The following is a 20,283-nucleotide window of genomic DNA, read 5'->3' on the forward strand; positions in this document are numbered from 1 at the left end:
GGGATTTCCGCGGGCTCAGAGCCTGTTTGACATCGCGATCTCGGTCGGAAGACGGGTCCGAGCACAAGATATCCCATTCTCTCCCCTCATCCTTGAGGTGCGAGCGCAGCGAGCCTCGAAGGAGCCATTCGGGGATCGCGCGGCCGGCTGGAGACCTCCTTCGAGGCCTCCGCTTCGCTCCGTCGCCTCAGGATGAGGGCAAGGATGGGACAGATTGGTCAAACAGGCTGTCAGCCGCCGGTCATCGGCGGGAAGAACGCGATCTCGCCGGCGCCTGCGATCATCGCATCTGGTTTGGCATGGGCCCGGTCGATGGCCGCGCGGACGACGCCCGGATCCTCGAAGGCGTAGGCGTATTCCTCGCCGCGCCCGCGCAGCCAAGTGACCAGATCGGTGACGGTGGCGACCTCCGGCGGCGGGGCCAGCTCTTCCTCGGCGCGGCCGATCCGCTCGCGGACCCAGGCGAAATAGACGAGCTTCATCGCGTCACCGTGCCGGAAAGGGATCGCGGACCGCGCCGTCAGCGCGGGTCGTCGATCACGTGTTTGATCCCGGCTCGCATATAGTCCCAGCCGGTCCAGATCGTGAGGGCGGCGGCGAGCCACAGCAGCGCGAGGCCGATCGCCTCCGTGCCGGGCAGAACCCGCTCGCCCGCGGGGCCGGCCACCAGGAAGCCGAGCGCCACGAGCTGCACGGTCGTCTTCCACTTGGCGATCTTGCTGACCGGCACGCCGACCTTCAGCTCGGCGAGGTACTCGCGCAGGCCGGAGACCAGCACCTCCCGGCATAGGATCACGATCGCCGCCCAGACCGACGAGCCGACGATGGTGTGGTCGGCCGCGAGCATCAGCAGGCAAGCCGAGACCAGCAGCTTGTCGGCGATCGGGTCGAGCATCCGGCCCAGCGCCGAACTCTGGTGGTAGGTCCGCGCGACGTACCCGTCGAGGTAGTCGGTGATCGCAGCCGCCACGAAAACGCCCAGCGCCGTCCAACGCGCGGTGTGCGAGTCGGGCCAGAACAGCAGCGCGACCATCACCGGCACCGCCACGAGGCGCCCGTAGGTCAGGCAATTCGCGAGCGTCCAGGCCGGCGACCGTCTTCGGGGAAGGACGGCGTTCATGGCCGGGGTGAAATCAGAGCTTGGCCCGGGCGTCAACGTCTCGACCGCGGGCGCGGCCGAGACGACGGGATCCTCAGGCGCCGGCATGGAAGAAATCGTAGACCGCGCGGGCGGTCGCGGCATTCACCCCGGGGGTCTTGGCCAGGTCCTCGAAGGCGGCCCGCTCGATCGCCTTCACGGTCCCGAAATGGTGCAGTAGCGCGCGCTTGCGGCTGGGGCCGATGCCGGCGATCTCGTCCAAGGGATTCTTGATCATCTCACGCTTGCGCTTGGCCCTGTGGCTGCCGATGGCGAAGCGGTGGGCTTCGTCGCGCAGCCGCTGCACGAAGTAGAGGGTCGGGTCGCGCGGTGGAAGCTTGAACGGCGGCCGGCCCGGCACGAAAAACGTCTCACGTCCCGCATCGCGGTCGCGACCCTTGGCGATGCCGATCAGCGGGACATCCGAGACCCCGATCTCGTCCAGCGCCGTGCGGGCGGCATCGAGCTGGCCCTTGCCGCCGTCGATGAGCACCAGATCCGGCCAGGCGGGAAACGCCTCGCCGTCCTCGGCGGGCGCCGGGACCGGCTGCGCGTCCGCGCCTTCTGCGGCCGCGACGGCGGCCTCGCGCTCGGTGCGCGGCGCCTCCTTGACGAGGCGCTTGAAGCGGCGCTGCAGGACCTCGCGCATCATGCCGTAATCATCTCCGGGTGTGAGTTCCTCCGACTTGATGTTGAACGTGCGGTAATGCGTCTTCATGAACCCGGTTGGGCCGGCGACGATCATCCCGCCCACCGCGTTCGTGCCCATGATGTGGGAATTGTCGTAGACCTCGATCCGCCGCGGCGTCCGGTCCATGCCGAAGGCCTGGCCCAGGGCCGCCAGCAGCTTGCCCTGCGAGGCGGTGTCGGCGAGCCGCCGGGCCAGCGCCTCCTTGGCGTTGCGCTGGGCATACTCGACGAGGTTCTTCCGCTCGCTGCGGCTCGGCTTGTGAATCTCGACCCGGTAATCGACCCGGCTCGACAGGGCGGCAGCGACCAACTCGGCATCCTCGATCGGGTGGCTGGTCAACACCGTGCGGGGCGCGGGCTTGTCGTCGTAGAACTGGCTGATGAACGAGCCGAGCACTTCCTCCGGGGTCATCGACCGGTCGGCCTTCGGGAAGTAGGCGCGGTTGCCCCAGTTCTGGAAGTTCCGGAAGAAGAACACCTCGATGCAGAACTGCCCGGCCTGCTCGTCGAGGGCGAACACGTCGGCCTCCTCGACGCCCTGCGTGTTGACGCCCTGGACCCCCTGGATCGCCGAGAGCGCCGCGATCCGGTCGCGGTAGCGGGCGGCGCGCTCGAACTCCATCGCCTCGGACGCCTCCTGCATCTCGGCGCGCATCCGGTCCTTCACGGCGTTGGACTTGCCCGCGAGGAACGCGCGGGCGGCATCCGCCATCGTGGCGTAATCGTCGGTCCCGATCTCGCCCGTGCAGGGGCCGGAGCAGCGCTTGATCTGGAACAGCAGGCACGGCCGGCTGCGGTTCTCGTAATAGCTGTCGGTGCAGGTGCGCAGCAGGAAGGCGCGCTGCAGGGCGTTCACCGTGCGGTTGACCGCCCAGACGCTGGCGAAGGGACCGTAATAATTGCCTTTCCGCCGCCGTGCGCCGCGGTGCTTCACGATCTGCGGCGCCGGGCCGTCGGCGGTGACCAGGATGTACGGGAACGACTTGTCGTCCCGCATCAGCACGTTGAAGCGGGGCTTCAACTGCTTAATCAGGTTGGCTTCGAGGAGCAGCGCCTCGGTCTCGGTGGCGGTGGTGACGAACTCCATCGCCGCCGTCTGGGAGATCATCCGGGCGATGCGGTTCGAATGCGCCTGGCCGCGGGCATAGGAACCGACGCGCGCCTTCAGGTTCTTGGCCTTGCCGACATAGAGGACATCGCCGCGATGATCGAACATCCGGTAGACGCCGGGCGAGTTCGGCAGCGTCGACCAGAAGCGGCGGATCACCTCCGTGCCGGCCTGGACCGCCCCCGGATCGAAATCGAAATCGATCTCCGGCGAATCCTCGGCGGGCAGCGCGGCCTCGGGCTCGCCGGCGCTCTCGTCACGCTCGGCGTCGCGGCCATCGTCGAACGTGTCGGGGGGCAGGTCTGAGAGGGCTCTGCGGTTCATACCCGCAGATCTAAGCGTTCCTGACCCCGAGGGGGACCGGGTCGGCCGACAAAATTGCCGCGCCGACCCTGCCGGGCCGAATCAGTCGAACAGCGAGTCGATGTCGTTCTGGTCGACGTGTCCCGGATCGTCGTCGAGCTTCGGCCCGTTGAGCAGGCTGCTCTCGTCGTCCAGCGCGGTCGGGACCGGCATGACGGTGATGAGATCGCGGAAGCTGTCCAACTGCGTCCAGGCTTCGATCAGCCGATCGAGGTGCTCCTCGATGAACTTCATCACGCCGACGATCTTGTTGATCCGCTGGCCGGTCAGGTCCTGGAAGTTGCAGGCCTCGTAGGCCGAGATCACCCGCTCCTGGATGATATCGACGTGCTGCTTCATGCCCGGCGGCAGATTCGCCGTGTACAGCATGCCGGCATTCGTCTCGATCTCCTCGACCGCGTTGAGCAGCTGCGTCGTGGCGCGCTCGGTCGATTCGACCACGGCGTCGAGCTCGTCCGCCGCCCGGCGCATGCCCTTGCCGCTGTTCTCCGAGCGGTGGAGCGTCGCCAGCTCAGACTTGGTCCGGGTGATCGCCTCCTTCATCAGGTCGAGCTCGGAGCGCATCGCCAGGGCGTCGTGCAGTTCGCGCCGGCACGTCTCGATCGTCTCGTCCGCGCTCATCTGGGTGATGCGGCGCAGGTCCAGGATCGCGCCCAGGATCTGGTCCAGACGCTCGTTCGAGACCTCCGGATTTGGTGCTGCAGGCAAAACCGCGGGAAGCCCGAGGCTGTCTTCGATGCGATAGCGCTTCTGGGTCATCGTCGGGGCGTGAGCCTTCAGGATCTGTGGTGCGAACTCTCTACCACAATCGGTTAGCGGACTGTGACTGCCAAGCTCGTCCGCCGTCGATTCCTATGCGTGCGGGACATTTGACCTATCGGTGGTTGTGGCCGGCGGCATTTTACTAGCGATTCACGCTAATTATGCATCCTCGGGGTGGACCCTGCGCGACCGGCGTGATTCACCATGTTGATTCACCGAAACGGCCGCCCGCGGGTGGATCGTTCGCGCATCGGGGGGCTTGCCCCCGCGGGAGCGTCCGACGATGCGTGGTTCGGTCCGTCTTGGTCTCTGTGCGATCGTGGTCTCGGGTTCGCTGTGCGCCCCTGTGGCAGCGCAGCAGGCGCGTTACGCTGAAAGCGGCGGCTATGGTGGCGGCCTGATCGAGTATCTCGTGACCGGTCATGCTGGCGGGGGCGGCCGCGGCTGGCCGCAGCGCGCCGCGGCTCAGCAGCGGGTCGCGGCGTATTCCGGCGAACTGCTGCCCGCCGAGCCGGAGCCGTTCCAGGCCGCTCCGCCGCAGCAGGCCTACGGCGTGCCGCAGGCGGATCCGACCCGCATCGCCCGGGAGGTCGGTCCGGAATACAGGCGCCAAGAGGTGGCGTTCGCCGGTCCGCAGCGGCCCGGGACCATCGTGATCGATACCGCGGTCAAGCACCTCTATCTCGTGCAGCCCGGCCAGCGGGCTCTGCGCTACGGGATCGGGGTGGGCCGGCCGGGTTTCGCCTGGAGCGGCCTCAAGACCGTCACCCGCAAGGCCGAGTGGCCGGACTGGACACCGCCGGCCGAGATGCTCGCCCGCCGCCCCGACCTGCCGCGGCACATGGCGGGCGGTCCGGACAATCCGCTGGGCGCGCGCGCCCTTTATCTCGGTTCCTCGCTCTACCGCATCCACGGCACCAACGAGCCGGGGACGATCGGCCAGTCGGTCTCGTCGGGCTGCATCCGGATGATGAACGAGGATGTGATGGATCTCTACGACCGCGTCCCGGTGGGAGCCCGGGTCGAGGTTCTTTGAGAGTTGTGCGAGCGCGGGACGTCTGTCGGTAGGAGACGGAAGTTTGTCGGCTCCGTCGAAAGCCTCAGAGCGCAAGAACGTGACCGTGCGAGAAACGGCTGACCGTTCAAGGCTTTTGGTCCTCCACGCGTCTAGGTCGCGAACGAGGTTCTACGCCCAAGATGTGGCCTTGCCTTCGGCGTATCCGCTAAGCTCATACAGCGCGGAGACATCGTCTTGCGTAACGGTCGAGCCGAGCTACCAGCGGACGGTCGCCGTCATCCTCAGGAAGCATTCCGAAGGCGTGGATCTGTTGTGCCCGATGATCTTCTCGAGGGTGTCGCCCGTCAGCCGGGCGAAGCGGGATTGGCGAGGATGGTCTGATTATCGTCGCGCCGCGGGTCGGTGATGGTCATCGGCATGCGTGTGGCGCGCACGGCGGCTGCGAACGGATTCATGGGCCCGGCCCCGCCCGCGACCTCGAAGAGGATGTGGTGGGTATCGCAGCAGTGGGCCTGTGATGAAGCGCGCCTCCGGAATATATGCCGCCAACTCTTTGTTGTAACTGCAGACATTTATATAGAGCTGGGTGCGCGAAGAGCGCCGATCGTGATCCCACTTCATCATACAATTCAGTCGTCATCTCTGTAAATGAAGCCCGCTTGCAAAACGGGTGACGCTCCCACGCCGATCCGCAGGAGATTACGGCGGGCGTGGTCGATGCACGGACCGGCGAGGGATTTGGCGATCGTCCGACGCGGCTCGTCCGCCCAGACGTTGGGAATGCGACCGCGACCGACACCGCATCGCCACCGTCTCCGGCCTTACGGGCCCGAGAACGCGACGCTCAACTTCGAATTCCCGTAGGACCGCAACCAGCGCACCTGAATCGCGTCGCTGAAGCTGCTGACCATGCGGGCGTCTGGCGGGGGTTCCACGTCCGACGCCCGATCATGGCTTCGTTCGGCCATTGACGACCAAGCCCACGCGCAATAAATGATGATCATCATATTAGCGTCGTGATGGGATGCAGGGGAGGCGGGCAATGGACGCGAGATGGATGCTCGGGCTTTCCGCATTGGCCCTCGCGGGATGCTCGCCGGCCGAAACCGCGGTGCCTCCGGAGCCGCCGCTGGTCCAGACCATCGAGGTCGGCCCGGGGACCGGGGCGATCGCGCGCTACACCGGGGTCATCCGCGCCCGCACGGAGAGCAATCTCGGCTTCCGCGTCGGCGGCAAGATCTTCGAGCGGCTCGTCGACCCGGGGGACCACGTCCGGTTCGGGCAGCCGCTGATGCGCCTAGACCGGACCGATTTTACCCTGGCGCTCAACGCGGCCCGCGCCTCAGTCGAGGCGGCCAGGGCGCAGATGATCAAGGCGAAGGCCGACGAGGAGCGCAGCCGCAAGCTCGTCGGGGACGGCTGGACCTCGAAGCAGACCTACGACCAGAACAAGGCCGCCGCGGACGCCGCCATCGCCCAGTTCGCCAACGCGGAGGCCCAGGCAAGCCAGGTCTCCAACCAGGCCGGTTATTCCGAACTCCAGGCCGATGCCGACGGCGTCGTGATGGAGGTCCCGACCGAGCCCGGGCAGGTCGTCGCCGCCGGCCAGACCGTCGTCAAGCTGGCCCGTGACGGGGCGCGCGAGGCGGAGGTCTTCCTGCCCGAAGCGAGCCGGCGCTTGGCCCGGGGCACGGCCTCGGCGACGCTCTACGCCGAGGGCGAGACGACCTATCCGGCCCGGCTACGCGAACTGTCGGCCACCGCCGACCCGGCCACCCGGACGTACCGGGCGCGCTATATCCTGTCGGGCGGCGGCGAGGATGCGCCGCTCGGGGCGACCGTGACGCTCCGGCTCAAGCCGACGGATGCCGGGCGCGCCGCGTCGGTCGACGTGCCGCTCGGGGCCCTGTTCGACATCGGGCACGGCTCGGAAGTCTGGAAGTTCGACACCGAGACCAAGACCGTCGCGGCCCAGCCGGTCGCCGTCGCCCGCCTGTCCGAGGAAGGGGCCGAGGTCGTGTCCGGCCTCAATCCGGGCGACCGCATCGTGTCGCTCGGCGCCCATCTCCTCAAGGCCGGCCAGACGGTGCGCCAAGCCCCCCCGAGCCTGACGGGAGTCGCGCGATGACCGGCTTCAACCTCTCCGCCCTGGCGGTCCGCGAGCGGGCGGTCACGCTCTTCCTGATCATCGCGGTGACCGCCGCCGGCTTCTTCGCCTTCCAGAAGCTCGGCCGCGCCGAGGATCCGGCCTTCACCGTCAAGACGATGGCGGTCTCGGCCGCCTGGCCCGGTGCCACGACCTCGGAGATCCAGCGGCAGGTGGCCGACCCGCTGGAGAAGCGCCTGCAGGAGCTCGTCTACTACGACCGCGTCGAGACGACGGTGCGGCCCGGCCTCATGCTGATGAAGGTCTACTTCAAGGACAGCATGCCGCCGGCAAGGCTGCAGGAGGAGTTCTACCAGGCTCGCAAGAAGCTATCCGACCAAGCCTCCACCCTGCCGCGCGGCGTCATGGGGCCGCTGTTCAACGACGAGTTTTCGGACGTCTACTTCGCCCTCTACGCACTCCAGGCCCAGGGCCTGCCGCACCGGCATCTCGTGCTGCGGGCCGAGGATCTGCGCCAGCGGCTGCTGCGGGTGCCGGGCGTCGAGAAGATCAACATCCTGGGCGAGCAGGCCCAGAAGATCTTCGTCGAGATCTCCTACCAGCGTCTGGCCACGCTCGGCATCACCGGGCAGCAGTTGCTCGCGGCGCTGGCCAACCAGAACGACGTGACGCCGGCGGGCTTCGTCGAGACCGCCGGCCCGCGGGTGTACCTGCGCCTGGACGGCGCCATCGACGGCCTGGACACGATCCGCAACCTGCCGGTGGCAGCCGGCGACCGAAGCCTCAAGCTCGGCGACATCGCGGAGGTCAAGCGCGGCTACGAGGACCCGAAGGTCTTCGCGATCCGCAATGACGGCGAGCCGGCCCTGATGCTGGGTCTCGTGATGAAACCCGGCTTCAACGGCCTCGCGCTCGGCGAGGCGCTGAACGCCGAGGAGGTGGCGATCCACCACGAGCTGCCGACGGGCATCGCGTTCACGAAGATCACCGACCAGGCCAAGGTCATCGACGACGCCATCCACGAGTTCATGGTGAGGTTCTTCACCGCCCTCTCGGTGGTCATCGTCGTCAGCCTCGTGGCGCTGGGCTTCCGCGTCGGCATCGTGGTGGCGCTCGCGGTCCCGATCACGCTCGCGGCCGTGTTCGTGGTTATGATGGTCACCGGCCGCGACTTCGACCGCATCACCCTCGGCGCCCTGATCATTTCCCTCGGCCTGCTCGTGGACGACGCCATCATCGCCATCGAGATGATGGTGGTGCGCATGGAGGAAGGCGTCGATCGGATCGAGGCGGCCACCCATGCCTGGAGCGCCACCGCCGCGCCGATGCTCACCGGCACGCTGGTCACAATCGCGGGATTCCTGCCCGTGGGCTTCGCCGCCTCGACGGCGGGCGAGTACGCGGGCAACATCTTCTGGGTGGTCGGCTTCTCGCTGATCATCTCCTGGATCGTGGCCGTGACCTTCACGCCCTATCTCGGCGTCAAGCTCCTGCCCAACATCAAGAAAGTGGAAGGCGGCCACGAGGCGATCTACGCCACGAGGAACTACCAGCGCCTGCGCCGCGTGGTGCGGGCCTCCGTCGATCACAAGTGGCTGGCGGCCGGGATCACGGTCGGGCTGTTCGCCCTCGCCGTCGTCGGCATGGGCAAGGTCGAGAAGCAGTTCTTCCCGAATTCGGAGCGGCCCGAACTCATCGTCGAGGTGACCCTGCCCACCGGTTCGGCCTTCGCCACGACCGAAGCCAGCGTCAAGGCGGTCGAGGCGGCCGTCCGTGGGCTCCCGGAGGCGCGCGAGATCACGAGCTACATCGGGCAGGGCATGCCGCGCTTCGTGCTCTCCTTCGACCCGGAATTGCCCGATGCCGCCTTCGCGCAGATCGTCGTGCAGACCACCGACGCCGCATCCCGCGACGCGCTCCGGATCAAGCTTCGCAAGCTCGTGAGCGACGGGCTCTTCCCCGAGGCGCGGGTGCGAGTCCTCCAGATCGTGTTCGGGCCGCCGATCCGCTTCCCCGTGGCCTTCCGGGTGGTCGGGCCGGACCCCGACGTGATCCGCGGCATCGCCGCCGAGGTCCGCGACGTCATGATGGCCAACCCCAACATGCGCCTCGTCCATCTCGACTGGGGCGACAAGACCCCGAGCCTGCACTTCGTCCTCGACCAGGAACGCCTACGCCTGATCGGCCTGACCCCGAAGGAGGCCGGCCAGCAGCTGCAGAGCTACCTCAACGGGACGCCCGCGACCCAGGTGCGCGAGAACCTGCGCTCGGTGGACGTGCTCCTGCGCAGCCCCGGCCCCGAGCGACGCTCGCTCGGCGAGATCGGCGACCTGACCCTGACCACGCATGACGGGCGCCAGGTGCCGGTCTCGCAGGTCGCGCACCTGGAGAGCCGCAACGAGGATGCGGTGCTCAAGCGCTACAACCGCGAGACCTACATCCGCGTGCAGGGCGACGTGCTCGACGGCAAACAGCCGCCGGACATCCACGCGCAGATCTTCCCGCAGCTCGATGCGATCAAGGCGAAGCTGCCGCCCGGCTACCGGATCGACACGGCCGGGGCGGTGGAGGAGAGCGCCAAGGCGATGAACGCGCTCGTGGCCGTCTTTCCGCTGATGCTGATCGTGACGCTGACGGTCATCATGCTCCAGGTCCGGTCGTTCACGACGATGTTCATGGTGTTCGCCACCGCGCCGCTCGGCCTTGTCGGGGCCGCGCCGACCCTGCTGCTGTTCCACCAGCCCTTCGGCTTCAACGCGATCCTGGGCCTGATCGCGCTGTCGGGCATCTTGATGCGCAACACCCTGATCCTGGTGGATCAGATTCACCACGACCGCGCCGCCGGCCTGTCGGATTACGAGGCCATCGTCGAGTCCACGGTGCGGCGGGCCCGTCCGGTGATCCTCACGGCGGCGGCGGCGATGCTGGCCTTCATCCCCTTGACGCACTCCGTGTTCTGGGGGGCGCTGGCCTACGTGCTGATCGGCGGCGTCGGGGTCGGGACCCTGCTCACCCTGCTGTTCCTGCCCGCTCTCTACGCCCTCTGGTTCCGGGTCGGACGAGAACCGATCGCGGCGGGCGTCGCATCCGGTTCGGACGCGGTGCCGGTCCCGGCCAAGCCCTGACCCGGGATCCCAAGGTCCATGCCCCGAAGGCGGGGCATCCCAGGATCGCACGTTCAGCGATGGAACGTGCGAGGCGTCGACCGGCCTGCGTTCATGCCCCCCCTACGCAGGCCGGTCGGTCGACCTTCGAGACATCCCTCGGCGCGCTCGGTTCCAGAGCGCAACCCGCCACAGGAGACGACCCGTGGTCCAAGGCTTCTTTAGATGACGGCCTGCCTTTATATAGGCATCAGGACCGTCGAAGGATCAGGCAATGCCCAGAGTCTCGCAGGAGCAGGCCAAGCTCAACCGCCAACGTGTCGTCGAAGTCGCTGCGTCGCTGTTCCGGGAGCGTGGTCTCCATGGCGTTGGGGTCGCCGATATCATGGCGTCCGCCGGCCTCACCCATGGCGGCTTCTACGGCCAGTTCGCCAACAAGGAGGCCTTGGCGGCCGAGGCGTTCGACACCGCGCTGTCCGAGGATCGCCGCGGAAGCCTCGATATTCTCCTCGCCAACTACCTGTCCCTCGCGCACGTGAAGTCGCCCGGTATAGGCTGTCCTCTCGCGGCCCTGGCGAACGACGTGGCGCGGGAGCCGCGGGGCGGCCCCGTCCGGTCGCGATTCACGCACGGTGTGGAGCGCATGGCCTCCATCCTCGCCGGCCTGACGCCCAGGGTCGCCAAGGAGCGCCGCAGGCAGCGGTCCCTGGCGACGTTGTCGACAATTGTCGGCGCTGTCGTGTTGGCGCGGGCCGTCGACGATGAGGCTTTGGCGAGCGAACTGATCCAGGCGGCGCAGGCTTCCGTCTCCGCGTGACGTCGACGGGGCCGGGCCGGCGGTTCCGGCCCGCGCCCCCATGAGCGCGTCCCCGGCGACCTAACCCAGCGCCCCGGATCGCCCAATCGGGACCCGCATGTGCCGTGCGCCGCACGCCGCGCGGCCAAACTTTGCGAGAGGATACCGATGCGCGAACGGATCGTGGTTACGGGACTGGGTGTCGTCTCGCCGCTGGGCTGCAGCGTCGAGGGGATGTGGCGTCGGCTGATCGCGTCCCGGTCAGGCCTGCGGCGCCTGCCGGACGACTTGGTCCCCGACATCGACGCGAAGGTCGCCGGGCTCGTGCCATCCATCGGTGAGGACCCGGAGGGGTTCGATCCGGACGCCCTCATCCCGGTCAAGGACCGCCGCAAGATGGACCGCTTCATCCAGTTCACGCTGGTGGCCGCGGACCAGGCGCTTCGACAGTCGGGCTGGAAGCCCTCCAGCGAGCGGGAGCGCGTACGCACCGCGACCATCGTGGCCTCCGGCATCGGGGGCTTCCAGACCATCACCGACGCCGTGGAGACCGTGCGCGCCCGCGGCGCGCAGCGCCTGTCGCCGTTCACGGTGCCGGCCTTCCTGGTCAACCTGGCCGCCGGCCATGTCTCCATCCGGTATGGCTTCAAGGGACCGCTCGGGGCTCCCGTCACCGCCTGCGCGGCGAGCGTCCAGGCTATCGGCGATGCCATGCGCCTCATCCGCGCCGGCGAGGCCGATGTCGTCGTCTGCGGCGGTGCGGAGGCGTGCGTCACCCGCGTCGCCCTCGGTGGCTTCGCCGCGGCGCGCAGCCTCTCGACAGCCTACAATGACACCCCGGCAGCCGCCTCGCGCCCGTTCGACCGAAGTCGCGACGGCTTCGTCATGGGCGAGGGTGCCGGCATCCTCGTGCTTGAGACGCTGTCGCATGCGCTGGAACGGGGTGCCGTCCCGCTGGCCGAGCTGGTCGGGTACGGCACCAGCGCCGACGCCTACCACCTGACCGCCGGACCGGCGGATGGCAGCGGCGCCCGCCAGGCGATCACCACGGCCTTAGCCATGGCGGGGCTCGAACCGGCCGCCATCGGTTACGTGAACGCGCACGCGACTGCGACCTCGGTCGGTGATGCGGGCGAACTGGCGGCACTCAGATCCGTCTTCGGCGAGGCCGGCCCGGCGATCTCCTCGACCAAGTCCGCGACCGGTCACCTGCTCGGTGCGGCCGGCGGCCTGGAGGCGGTCATCACGGTGCAGGCGCTCCGCGCGGGCGTCCTCCCGCCGACGCTCAATCTCACCGATCCCGACGCGGCGGCCGCCGGCCTGGACCTCATCGGACCGGAGGCTCGACGCGCATCCGTGGACTACGCGCTGTCGAACGGCTTCGGGTTCGGGGGCGTGAACGCCAGCATCGTCCTGAAACGGATCGTCCCCGGTCGAGAGATCGCCACGCCTGGAGGTTGATCCGGCGCTCTTGGAACTTCATGGCGGTTGACGCGTCATCCATGCTCGAATAGATGTTGATCATCATATTAATTGAACCTGGTGGGCCGGTCGATCCCGGTTCCGCCAGCCCCGGCAGGCCATGGGAGTTCGCAACCGATGAACAGCACCGACCTGGCCGATGACCGGACATCCTCAGGCCAAAACAGGCGCCTCGACGGGCCCGGTCCAGTCGGATCCGGCCTCGACCTGCTCCGCGCCATGGCCGCCGGCGAGATCCTGCCACCGCCCGCGATGGCACTGCTCGGCATCGCGTACGTCGCGGTCCGGGACGGCGACGCGACGGTGCGCAGGAAGCCGGTCGACGACCTCTACAATCCCTTCGGACCGGTTCACGGCAGCGCCGTGGCCGCCCTGCTCGACCTGGCGCTCGGTTCAGCGGTTCAGTCCGCCCTGCCGGCTGGACAAACCTACACGACGCTCGACACCCGGATCAGCTACCTGCGTCCGCTGACGGCGGCGTCGGGAACCCTGACCGCGGTGGCACGGGCCATCGACGTCGGGGAGCAGCGGGCGGTGGCCGAGGCGCAGCTCTCCGATGCCGACGGCCAGGCCTGCGCCACGGCGACGATGACCTGCCTCCTCGTCGAGATGTCCCAGGAAGGCTCACCGGAGAAGCCGAACCGGACGTGGGACGTCTCCGACTGGTTCCAGATCGCCTGATACCGCGCCGCCGGCACCCCTGGAGGAGGCCAGACCATGCGTGACATCGTCCTTTGCAATCCCGTTCGGACCGCCATTGGCGGCTACGGCGGCAGCCTGAAGGGGACCGCCGCCCCCGAGCTCGGCGCGACCGCGATCCGCGAGACGCTTCGCCGTTCCGGACTTGACGCCGGCAGGCTCGGAAGCGTGACGATGGGCAACGTCGTCCAGGCCGGCAACCGCATGAACCCGGCTCGCCAGGCCGCGGTGCACGGGGGCGTTCCGGTCTCGGTACCGGCCCTGACGGTCAACCGCGTTTGCGGCTCCGGCGCCCAGGCCATCGCGACAGCGGCCGACGAGATACGGCTCGGTCACCATGACGTCGCGGTCGCGGGCGGCATGGAGAACATGGATCGGGCGCCGTACCTGATGGAGGGCGGGCGCTGGGGCCACCGCATGGGCCATGCCCAGATCCTCGACAGCATGTTGAGCGACGGCCTCAACGACGCCTTCTCCGGCGAGCATTCGGGATGGCACACCGAGGACCTGGCGACGCGGTTCCAGATCGGTCGTGAGGCCCAGGATGCCTGGGCGGCCCGCTCCCAGGCGCGGTTCGCGCAGGCGCAGGCCGCGGGTGCGTTCGACGCCGAGATTACCCCTGTGGAGATCAAGGGCCGCAAGGGTGTCGAGGCCTTCGGGCGGGACGAGGCCCCGCGGCCGGAGACCACCGTCGACACGCTGTCGAAGCTCAAGCCGGCCTTCCGCGAGGACGGGACGATCACGGCCGGCAACGCGCCGGGCCTGAATTCCGGGGCGGCGGCGATGGTGGTGGCGGAGCGGGGCTTCGCCGACAGCAACGGCTTGGATGCGTTCGGGCGCCTCGTCGCCTACGGGGTCGGGGCCTGCGAGCCGGGCCTGTTCGGCCTAGGCCCCGTACCGGCCATCCGCCAGGCGCTGGAGCGCGCCGGCTGGTCGCTCGGCGACGTCGAGCGCGTCGAGATCAACGAGGCCTTCGCGGTCGTGCCCCTGGCCGTGGCGCGGGAGCTCGGCCTGCCCGAGGACATCGTCAACGTCGAGGGTGGCGCCATCGCGCACGGCCACCCCATCGGCGCGACCGGCGCGGTGCTGACGACGCGCCTGCTCCATTCCATGCGTCGCGACGGCATCCGACGCGGCTTGGTCACCCTCTGCATCGGCGGGGGCCAGGGCATCGCGCTGGCGGTCGAGGCCGCCTGACGGCCCGCCTGCCTCGGGCGGCGCCCAGCCTTCCGGGCTTCGGCGCGGCGCCCCGGACGCGAACGAACCCGGCACCCGGTGAACGAGAAGGTCCTGCCATGAGAGGCATCGAGACGGTTCGGCACGCGCTCCGGCTTTCGGCGCTGTCGCTGGCGATTGCCTGGGCAGCCTTGCCCGCGGCCGCCGCGGACGGGTCGACGGCGATACGGCTGCCGGATACCAGCCGTTTCCCGGAGAGCGTGACGTCCCTTGCCGACGGCACGCTCTTCGTCAGCAGCATCGCCGACGGGGGCGTCCTCAGGATCGAGGGCGGCGGGGCGGCCGCGACGCCCTTCCTGAAACCCGGCGAATACGGGACGCGATCGACCTTAGGCCTCCTGGCCGACGAGCGGCGCGGCACCCTCTGGGTCGCCTCGAACGACGCCACGGCCATCGGCGCACCCGGGCCGACCGCCACGGAGGGCGGGTGGGTCAAGGCGTTCGACCTCGCGACGGGCGCCCTCAGGCTGAGCGTCCGGCTGCCGGGCGGGAAGGCTTTGGCGAACGACTTCGCCCTGGACGGGGACGGCGCGCTCTACGTCACCGACACGCTGGCTCCCCGGATCCTGAGGCTCAAGCCGGGTGCGGCGGCGTTCGAGGTCCTCGTCGAGGACGATACGCTCAAGAACGGGCTCGACGGCATCGCCTTCGGGATCGACGGAAACCTGTACGTGAACACCTTCCTGGGCGGGGAGATGTTCCGCATCGGCATGACGAATGGCGTCGCCGGTCGGGTGACGCGGCTCGAGACGACACGGCCCCTGAAGTTTCCGGACGGGCTGCGCCCCTTCCGCGACGGCTTCGTGATGGTCGAGGGCAGCGGCGCCCTGAGCCGCGTCACGGTCTCGGGTGACGGAGCCAAAGTCCAACCCATCGGTCAATTCGCCGGCGCGACCGGCGTGACGGTCGTGGGCAACAGGATCTGGGTCGCCGAGGGTCAGCTATCGCTCCTCTCCAAGACGCTCAAGGACAGTCGGGAGGCCCCGAGCTTCCACCTGCGCGCCATGGACGTGGAGTAGGCAACCCTCGGGATTTTCAGAGCGCTGCGCGGTCCGAACGCCTCGGAGACAGCAATCGGCAAGCTGGGGATGACGATGATCGGCTCCACGGTTCGGACACTGCTCGCGCCGCCGACGTGGCGAAGCCTCTGGGACAGGCTCCGAGCGATTGAGGACGCATTGGGCACGACCGAAGCGGAGATCCACGCCAGACGCATCTCAAAGCTCGAAGCGGGGATGGCCCAACTCTGCGCGCCCGCCGGGCTCCCGCCTCCTGTCGCCGCCAGAGAACTCGATCACCCTGCGCCGCGGCGGTCAGCTCCAGCCCAATAATGGATCGTGCAGATCCGCTCGACCTCAGGAAGCGTTATCATGACGAAGCAAACGAACGATGCCGTCGGGGATGCGGCTCTGAATTACACGCGCCGCTGGCTCGACGCGGGTGAGGTTTCCTTCGCCACTCTGCGGGACGGGACCCGGATACGCTATGTCCGGGCCGGCGAAGGGCCGGATCTCGTCTTGACGCACACCGTGCGCACGCAGCTTGATATCTTCCAGTTCGTGATCCCGCTGCTGTCGCGGCATTTCACCGTCTACGCTCTCGACCTGCCGGGTTTTGGTTGGTCGGACCTTCTGCCGGAGCACCCAAAGGACGAGCCGACACTCCGGGCGCAGCTTAAGGCGTTCCTGCAGGTCCTGGGCCTCCGCCGTCCGATCCTGGCCGGCGAGTCGATCGGCGCCACGCTCTCCCTCTCGCTGGCGGCGGAACTCGGCGACGGGGTGGATCGCGTCGTGGCCTTCAACACCTACGACTACCTGCCCGGTCTGGAGCGCGCCAACCTTCTCGCGTCCATCATCATCAAGAGCGTGCGCGCGCCCGTCATCGGTCCGATCTTCGCGTCAACGGAGAACCGCTCGATCACCGGCGGCATCATCAGAGGCGGCTTCCACGACCCGAAGAAACTGCCTGACGACCTGCTCGACGAGATCTCGCGTGTGGGCATGCGTCGCGATTACGGGAAGGGCATGCGGCGCCTTCTCAAGGCGCTTCCGAGCTTCGTCGCGGCCCGCCAGCGATACGGCAAGATCAAGGCTCCGGTGACGCTCGTCTGGGGCGAAAATGATTGGTCATCCAAAGAGGATCGTGCCGGCGTCGAACGCAACGTGCCCGAGCCGAAGGTCATCACCCTTGCGAATACCGGTCACTTCAGTGCGCTTGAGCGCCCTCAGGACTGGGCGAGCATCGTCATCGCCGCGGCACAGAACTGAACGTCGATAACCTCGATATGCCTGATACGGCCATCGTCTCACCGGTTTTCGAGTTCGGGCGTTCATTGAACACCGAGATGCAGAGGCGACCTCCTGTCGGCGCCAGTGACCTGCCGGTGCGCCCTGAAGCGTCAAGTGGGCGGTCGTGTTCCGAACCGCTTCCGAGAGGTTCACGGATCCCTCGGGCGGCCAACGGTCTGTCTCGTCGAACCGTAGTGTTCGGCAGTGGAGCACTCATGCTTGCCGGCAACACCGCTCGCGGTGCCGGATCTTCTCCGAGAGGAGTAGGAGACCCGATGACGAACCCTGAGATATCGTCCGTTCCCGTCACGACCGAGCACGTCCCGATCCGGTCCGCGAAGCCGTTCGAAGCGGTGAGGACGGCTTTGGAGGCCGCGCTGCCCAAGCTGGACAATGCCTACGTTCAGCTTCTGGCTTCCGGGAAGGTGGACGCGGCCCGCGATCTTTTGGGGAGGCAGGGCCCCCTCTCGATCTTCGGCACGCGAAATCATGGCCAGCTGCTGCAGATCGCCGGACTGCTGCAACGCCGGGCGATCCAGTATGACATTGGCAACCCGCTCACGGCCTCGATGATGACGCGACATGTCCTCTCATCCGCGCTCTACGCCCCGATCAGGGTGCTTCTGAGCGAAGATCAGGACGGACGCGTCGCCTTCGAATACGATCGGCCGAGGGCCAGTTTCGGTCAGTTCGGCGACAAGGACGTCGACGCGGTGGCAGGCGAACTCGACGGACGCTTGATGGAGGTGCTGGTGGCTGCATCCACCTGAAACGCGGCAGGACTCAGGGTCGCCAGTCGTGATGTGTCCGCGTCCCTAGCCTACCGATAGCGCGACCCCGTTACGGCCGCGGGCCGCGGCGATGGCTCTGCGCACCGATTCCATCGAGCGCGTCTTCGGTGATGGCCCTCGTGGCGGTCATGGCTCGAGAGCTCTCGCCACCCGGAGGCCCAAGGTGTCGAACGCCACGTTGATGTTGCGCTTGAAGCGAGCGGCCGCGCGGACGAACGCGCTCTCGTTTCTCTAGGAGCCGCCGGGTATCACGCCGCAGCTCGGATCGCCGCCCCCACGCCGCGCCGATCCGTCGCTCGGTACGCCATCATAGGTATCGTGCCAGCAGTCCTCGACCCCTGTTCGCCGATTTCGGCTCATCGCCGTTCAGTGATGGCGCGGTCCTTGGTCGACCGATCCCCAGTCTCGATGACCGTGTGCAAACGGCACTAATCCGTGCGTTACACGCCCGATAGCTTTTCCTTGGCGAGCGGCAGGCTCCGTACGCGACGGCCCGTGAGAGCTGCGACGGCGTTGACCACGGCGGGCGGCACACCGGGAAGGCCTGGCTCGCCGATCCCGCCCATGGGGGCGCCGCTTTCCACGATGGTGACGTGCACGCGCGGCATCCGGTCCCGGTCGAGGATCGGGTAGGTGTCGTAGTTGCGGGCCTGCCGCGTTCCACCCTCGTAGACCACCTGCTCCAGCAGGGTCGCCGAAAGCCCGAGAGCGGCGGCGCCCTCGACTTGGCGTTTGACGATGGCCGGGTTGACGATGCTTCCCGGATCGATGGCGATCCAGAGGTCGTGGACCCGCGCCTCGCCATCCTTGAGCGACACCTCGGCGATGGCGGCGGTCTCCGAGCCGAAGGGCGAGGCCATGGAGACGCCGCGGGCCCGCCGGGTCCCGTCCGCGGCCTGGAACGGGCCGCGCTTCCAGCCGCCCGCGAGTTCGGCGACGACCTTGAGCAGCGTCGCGTGGCGCGGGCTGTCCTTCAGCAGCGCCATGCGCAGGGCGAACGGATCCTTGCCGCCGGCCTGTGCGACCTCGTCGAGGAAGCTCTCGTAGAAGAAGTCGTTCATCGAGTGCCCGACCGAGCGCCAGAAGGAGATGGTAACGGGATGCGCGACCTTCACGTAGTCGAGGCGCCGGTTCGGGATCGCGTAAGGCTTCTTGTCGAGGCCCTCGACCACGGAGGAGTCGACCGGCGCCTTGAAGATCGAGCTGAACCAGCGGCCGATCGGCCCTTCTCCGACGGCGACGGTCTGGATCGCGAGGGGCATCCCGTCGGCCCCGAGTGCGGCGCGGAAGCGGGCGAAGCCGAGGGGCCGCACCGCATCCATGCCGAACTCCTCCTCGCGCGACCACAGCACCCGCACCGGCCGGCCCGTCGCCTTGGCGAGCAGGATCGCTTGCGGGAACGGATTGGACGAGCCGTAGTAGAAGTGGCGTCCGAAGAACCCGCCGAGCATCGGCGAGTGGATGCGCACCGCATCGGGCTGGATCCCGGCGACCTTGGCGGCCACGGATTGGAACAGCTCCGGCATCTGGTTCGGCAGCCAGACGTCCAGCGTGCCATCCCCATTGAAGCGGGCGATGGAGGATGGCGGTTCCAACTGGGCATGGGCTAGGTAGGGCGCGTCATATTCCGCCTCGACCACACGGCTTGCCTTGGCGAACGCTCCGGCGACGTCCCCCTCCGCCTCGGCCGATAATCCGGGCTCGCGCGTGGCCTTGAGGGCCGCCAGCATGGCAGCCGACGAGAACGTGCCCGAGACGGTGGCGAGGCCGTCGGCGGCGGGTTCTGTCCAGGCGACCTTCAAGGCCTCCACCGCCTTGCGAGCCCGCCACCAGCTGTCGGCGACCACCGCCACGGCGCCGGGCAGGCGGTGGATCGAGTGTACGCCCGGCATCGCCCTCACGACCGCCTCGTTGGTCAGCGCCTCGGGCTCGGTCCCGAGATGCGGCGCGTGCTGCACGGCGGCGTGGAGCATGCCCTCGACCTTCAGGTCGATCGCGTAGGTGGCCTTGCCCGTCGACTTGTCGCGCATGTCGAGGCGGGCCATCGGCTTGCCGATGTAGCGGAAGTCCTTGGGGTCCTTGAGCGGCACGTCCTCGCGCGGCAGCAGGGCGAGGGCGGCCTCCGCCAGTTCGCCGTAGCCGAGACTACGATTCGAGGCCTTGTGCACCACCCGCCCGTCACTGGTGGTGAGCGTGTCCTGCTTGACGTCGAGTCGGGCGGCGGCGGCGCGCAGCAGCATCTCCCGGGCGGTGGCGCCGAGGCGGCGCATGACGGCGTAGCTCGATCGGGTCGAGAAGCTGCCGCCGGTCAGGCGCAAGCCGTTGACGACGGCGTAGTCCGGACCGGGCGGCGCGCATTCCACCACGAACCGGCTCGGTTCGAGGTCGAGCTCCTCGCCAATGGTCTGGGCGAGGCCGGTGTTGATGCCCTGCCCGCCCTCGACGAAGGGGCTCAGGAGCTTGACCGTGCCATCCGGGCGGATTTCGAGGAACGCGGCGATCCGCGTACCGGGCTTCGGGGCGATGGCCGCGGCGCCTTCCGCCTGTGCGAGGGCGGGATCCACCGGAAGTTCGACGCCGAGGAGCAGGGCGCCGCTCGCCGCGCCGAGGAAGCCGCGGCGAGAGAGGTTGCGTACCGGCTCCTGGCTCGCGGCCGACGTTGCGTGGGTGAGGCGCAGGGGGGTTAGATCGTTCATGGCGC

15 protein-coding genes are annotated in these 20,283 nt (G+C 68.4%); 10 read left to right on the plus strand and 5 right to left on the minus strand.

The features are described 5' to 3' along the window. Positions 1-230: 230 nt before the first annotated feature. The 4 genes from moaD to MKL20_RS21560 all read right to left on the minus strand — a co-directional run bounded on the left by moaD (position 231) and on the right by MKL20_RS21560 (position 4,058). The gene (moaD, locus tag MKL20_RS21545; RefSeq protein ID WP_243964711.1) at positions 231-482 is read right to left on the minus strand and encodes a molybdopterin converting factor subunit 1; all 252 of its coding nucleotides are present in this window, start codon (positions 480-482) and stop codon (positions 231-233) included. 38 nt (positions 483-520) lie between these two features. Continuing rightward, a complete protein-coding gene (gene pgsA / locus MKL20_RS21550; protein WP_163006196.1) occupies positions 521-1,120 on the minus strand; it encodes a CDP-diacylglycerol--glycerol-3-phosphate 3-phosphatidyltransferase in 600 nt (199 codons plus the stop codon). A 73-nt stretch (positions 1,121-1,193) separates the two neighbouring features. Further along, a complete protein-coding gene (gene uvrC / locus MKL20_RS21555) occupies positions 1,194-3,260 on the minus strand; it encodes an excinuclease ABC subunit UvrC (protein ID WP_244038378.1) in 2,067 nt (688 codons plus the stop codon). A gap of 81 nt (positions 3,261-3,341) precedes the next feature. Further along, entirely contained in the window at positions 3,342-4,058 is a 717-nt protein-coding gene (locus MKL20_RS21560; protein WP_243964721.1) for a protein phosphatase CheZ, read from the minus strand. Positions 4,059-4,344: 286 nt separating this feature from the next. Between MKL20_RS21560 and MKL20_RS21565 the strand changes: the two genes are divergently transcribed. From MKL20_RS21565 to MKL20_RS21610, 10 genes are all read left to right on the plus strand, one after another. Beyond that, a complete protein-coding gene (locus MKL20_RS21565) occupies positions 4,345-5,097 on the plus strand; it encodes a L,D-transpeptidase (protein ID WP_244038379.1) in 753 nt (250 codons plus the stop codon). A gap of 1,024 nt (positions 5,098-6,121) precedes the next feature. Further along, positions 6,122-7,207, plus strand: a complete 1,086-nt coding sequence (locus tag MKL20_RS21570; RefSeq protein ID WP_244038380.1) for an efflux RND transporter periplasmic adaptor subunit — start codon at positions 6,122-6,124, stop codon at positions 7,205-7,207. Beyond that, entirely contained in the window at positions 7,204-10,311 is a 3,108-nt protein-coding gene (locus tag MKL20_RS21575; RefSeq protein ID WP_244038381.1) for an efflux RND transporter permease subunit, read from the plus strand. Before MKL20_RS21570 ends, MKL20_RS21575 begins: the two co-directional genes overlap by 4 nt. 253 nt (positions 10,312-10,564) lie before the next feature. Then, the gene (locus tag MKL20_RS21580) at positions 10,565-11,107 is read left to right on the plus strand and encodes a TetR/AcrR family transcriptional regulator (protein WP_244038382.1); all 543 of its coding nucleotides are present in this window, start codon (positions 10,565-10,567) and stop codon (positions 11,105-11,107) included. A gap of 147 nt (positions 11,108-11,254) precedes the next feature. Next, positions 11,255-12,547, plus strand: coding sequence for a beta-ketoacyl-ACP synthase II (gene fabF / locus MKL20_RS21585; RefSeq protein ID WP_244038383.1), 1,293 nt, complete (start codon positions 11,255-11,257; stop codon positions 12,545-12,547). 138 nt (positions 12,548-12,685) lie between these two features. Further along, entirely contained in the window at positions 12,686-13,249 is a 564-nt protein-coding gene (locus MKL20_RS21590) for a PaaI family thioesterase (RefSeq protein ID WP_244038384.1), read from the plus strand. 36 nt (positions 13,250-13,285) lie between these two features. Beyond that, on the plus strand, positions 13,286-14,464 hold the full coding sequence (locus tag MKL20_RS21595; protein ID WP_244038385.1) for a thiolase family protein: 1,179 nt from the start codon (positions 13,286-13,288) through the stop codon (positions 14,462-14,464). A gap of 98 nt (positions 14,465-14,562) precedes the next feature. Further along, positions 14,563-15,522, plus strand: a complete 960-nt coding sequence (locus MKL20_RS21600) for a hypothetical protein (protein ID WP_244038386.1) — start codon at positions 14,563-14,565, stop codon at positions 15,520-15,522. 351 nt (positions 15,523-15,873) lie between these two features. Continuing rightward, a complete protein-coding gene (locus MKL20_RS21605) occupies positions 15,874-16,770 on the plus strand; it encodes an alpha/beta fold hydrolase (RefSeq protein ID WP_244038387.1) in 897 nt (298 codons plus the stop codon). A 296-nt stretch (positions 16,771-17,066) separates the two neighbouring features. Next, a complete protein-coding gene (locus tag MKL20_RS21610) occupies positions 17,067-17,561 on the plus strand; it encodes a DUF302 domain-containing protein (RefSeq protein ID WP_244038388.1) in 495 nt (164 codons plus the stop codon). A 461-nt stretch (positions 17,562-18,022) separates the two neighbouring features. Here the strand turns inward: MKL20_RS21610 and MKL20_RS21615 are convergent, their stop codons facing one another. Further along, on the minus strand, positions 18,023-20,278 hold the full coding sequence (locus MKL20_RS21615; protein ID WP_244038389.1) for a xanthine dehydrogenase family protein molybdopterin-binding subunit: 2,256 nt from the start codon (positions 20,276-20,278) through the stop codon (positions 18,023-18,025). Between the last annotated feature and the right edge of the window lie 5 nt (positions 20,279-20,283).

The sequence above is a fragment of the Methylobacterium sp. E-066 genome, assembly GCF_022829635.1.
Lineage (GTDB): Bacteria > Pseudomonadota > Alphaproteobacteria > Rhizobiales > Beijerinckiaceae > Methylobacterium.

What these genes read in the sequence shown, in the direction of transcription:
- uvrC (WP_244038378.1), bottom strand. Translation starts at nt 3,260, where the DNA reads ATGAACCGCAGAGCCCTCTCAGACCTGCCCCCCGACACGTTCGACGAT.
- MKL20_RS21590 (WP_244038384.1), top strand. Translation starts at nt 12,686, where the DNA reads ATGAACAGCACCGACCTGGCCGATGACCGGACATCCTCAGGCCAAAAC.
- MKL20_RS21610 (WP_244038388.1), top strand. Translation starts at nt 17,067, where the DNA reads ATGACGAACCCTGAGATATCGTCCGTTCCCGTCACGACCGAGCACGTC.
- MKL20_RS21570 (WP_244038380.1), top strand. Translation starts at nt 6,122, where the DNA reads ATGGACGCGAGATGGATGCTCGGGCTTTCCGCATTGGCCCTCGCGGGA.
- moaD (WP_243964711.1), bottom strand. Translation starts at nt 482, where the DNA reads ATGAAGCTCGTCTATTTCGCCTGGGTCCGCGAGCGGATCGGCCGCGCC.
- fabF (WP_244038383.1), top strand. Translation starts at nt 11,255, where the DNA reads ATGCGCGAACGGATCGTGGTTACGGGACTGGGTGTCGTCTCGCCGCTG.
- MKL20_RS21565 (WP_244038379.1), top strand. Translation starts at nt 4,345, where the DNA reads ATGCGTGGTTCGGTCCGTCTTGGTCTCTGTGCGATCGTGGTCTCGGGT.
- MKL20_RS21615 (WP_244038389.1), bottom strand. Translation starts at nt 20,278, where the DNA reads ATGAACGATCTAACCCCCCTGCGCCTCACCCACGCAACGTCGGCCGCG.
- MKL20_RS21600 (WP_244038386.1), top strand. Translation starts at nt 14,563, where the DNA reads ATGAGAGGCATCGAGACGGTTCGGCACGCGCTCCGGCTTTCGGCGCTG.
- MKL20_RS21560 (WP_243964721.1), bottom strand. Translation starts at nt 4,058, where the DNA reads ATGACCCAGAAGCGCTATCGCATCGAAGACAGCCTCGGGCTTCCCGCG.
- pgsA (WP_163006196.1), bottom strand. Translation starts at nt 1,120, where the DNA reads ATGAACGCCGTCCTTCCCCGAAGACGGTCGCCGGCCTGGACGCTCGCG.
- MKL20_RS21595 (WP_244038385.1), top strand. Translation starts at nt 13,286, where the DNA reads ATGCGTGACATCGTCCTTTGCAATCCCGTTCGGACCGCCATTGGCGGC.
- MKL20_RS21605 (WP_244038387.1), top strand. Translation starts at nt 15,874, where the DNA reads ATGACGAAGCAAACGAACGATGCCGTCGGGGATGCGGCTCTGAATTAC.
- MKL20_RS21575 (WP_244038381.1), top strand. Translation starts at nt 7,204, where the DNA reads ATGACCGGCTTCAACCTCTCCGCCCTGGCGGTCCGCGAGCGGGCGGTC.
- MKL20_RS21580 (WP_244038382.1), top strand. Translation starts at nt 10,565, where the DNA reads ATGCCCAGAGTCTCGCAGGAGCAGGCCAAGCTCAACCGCCAACGTGTC.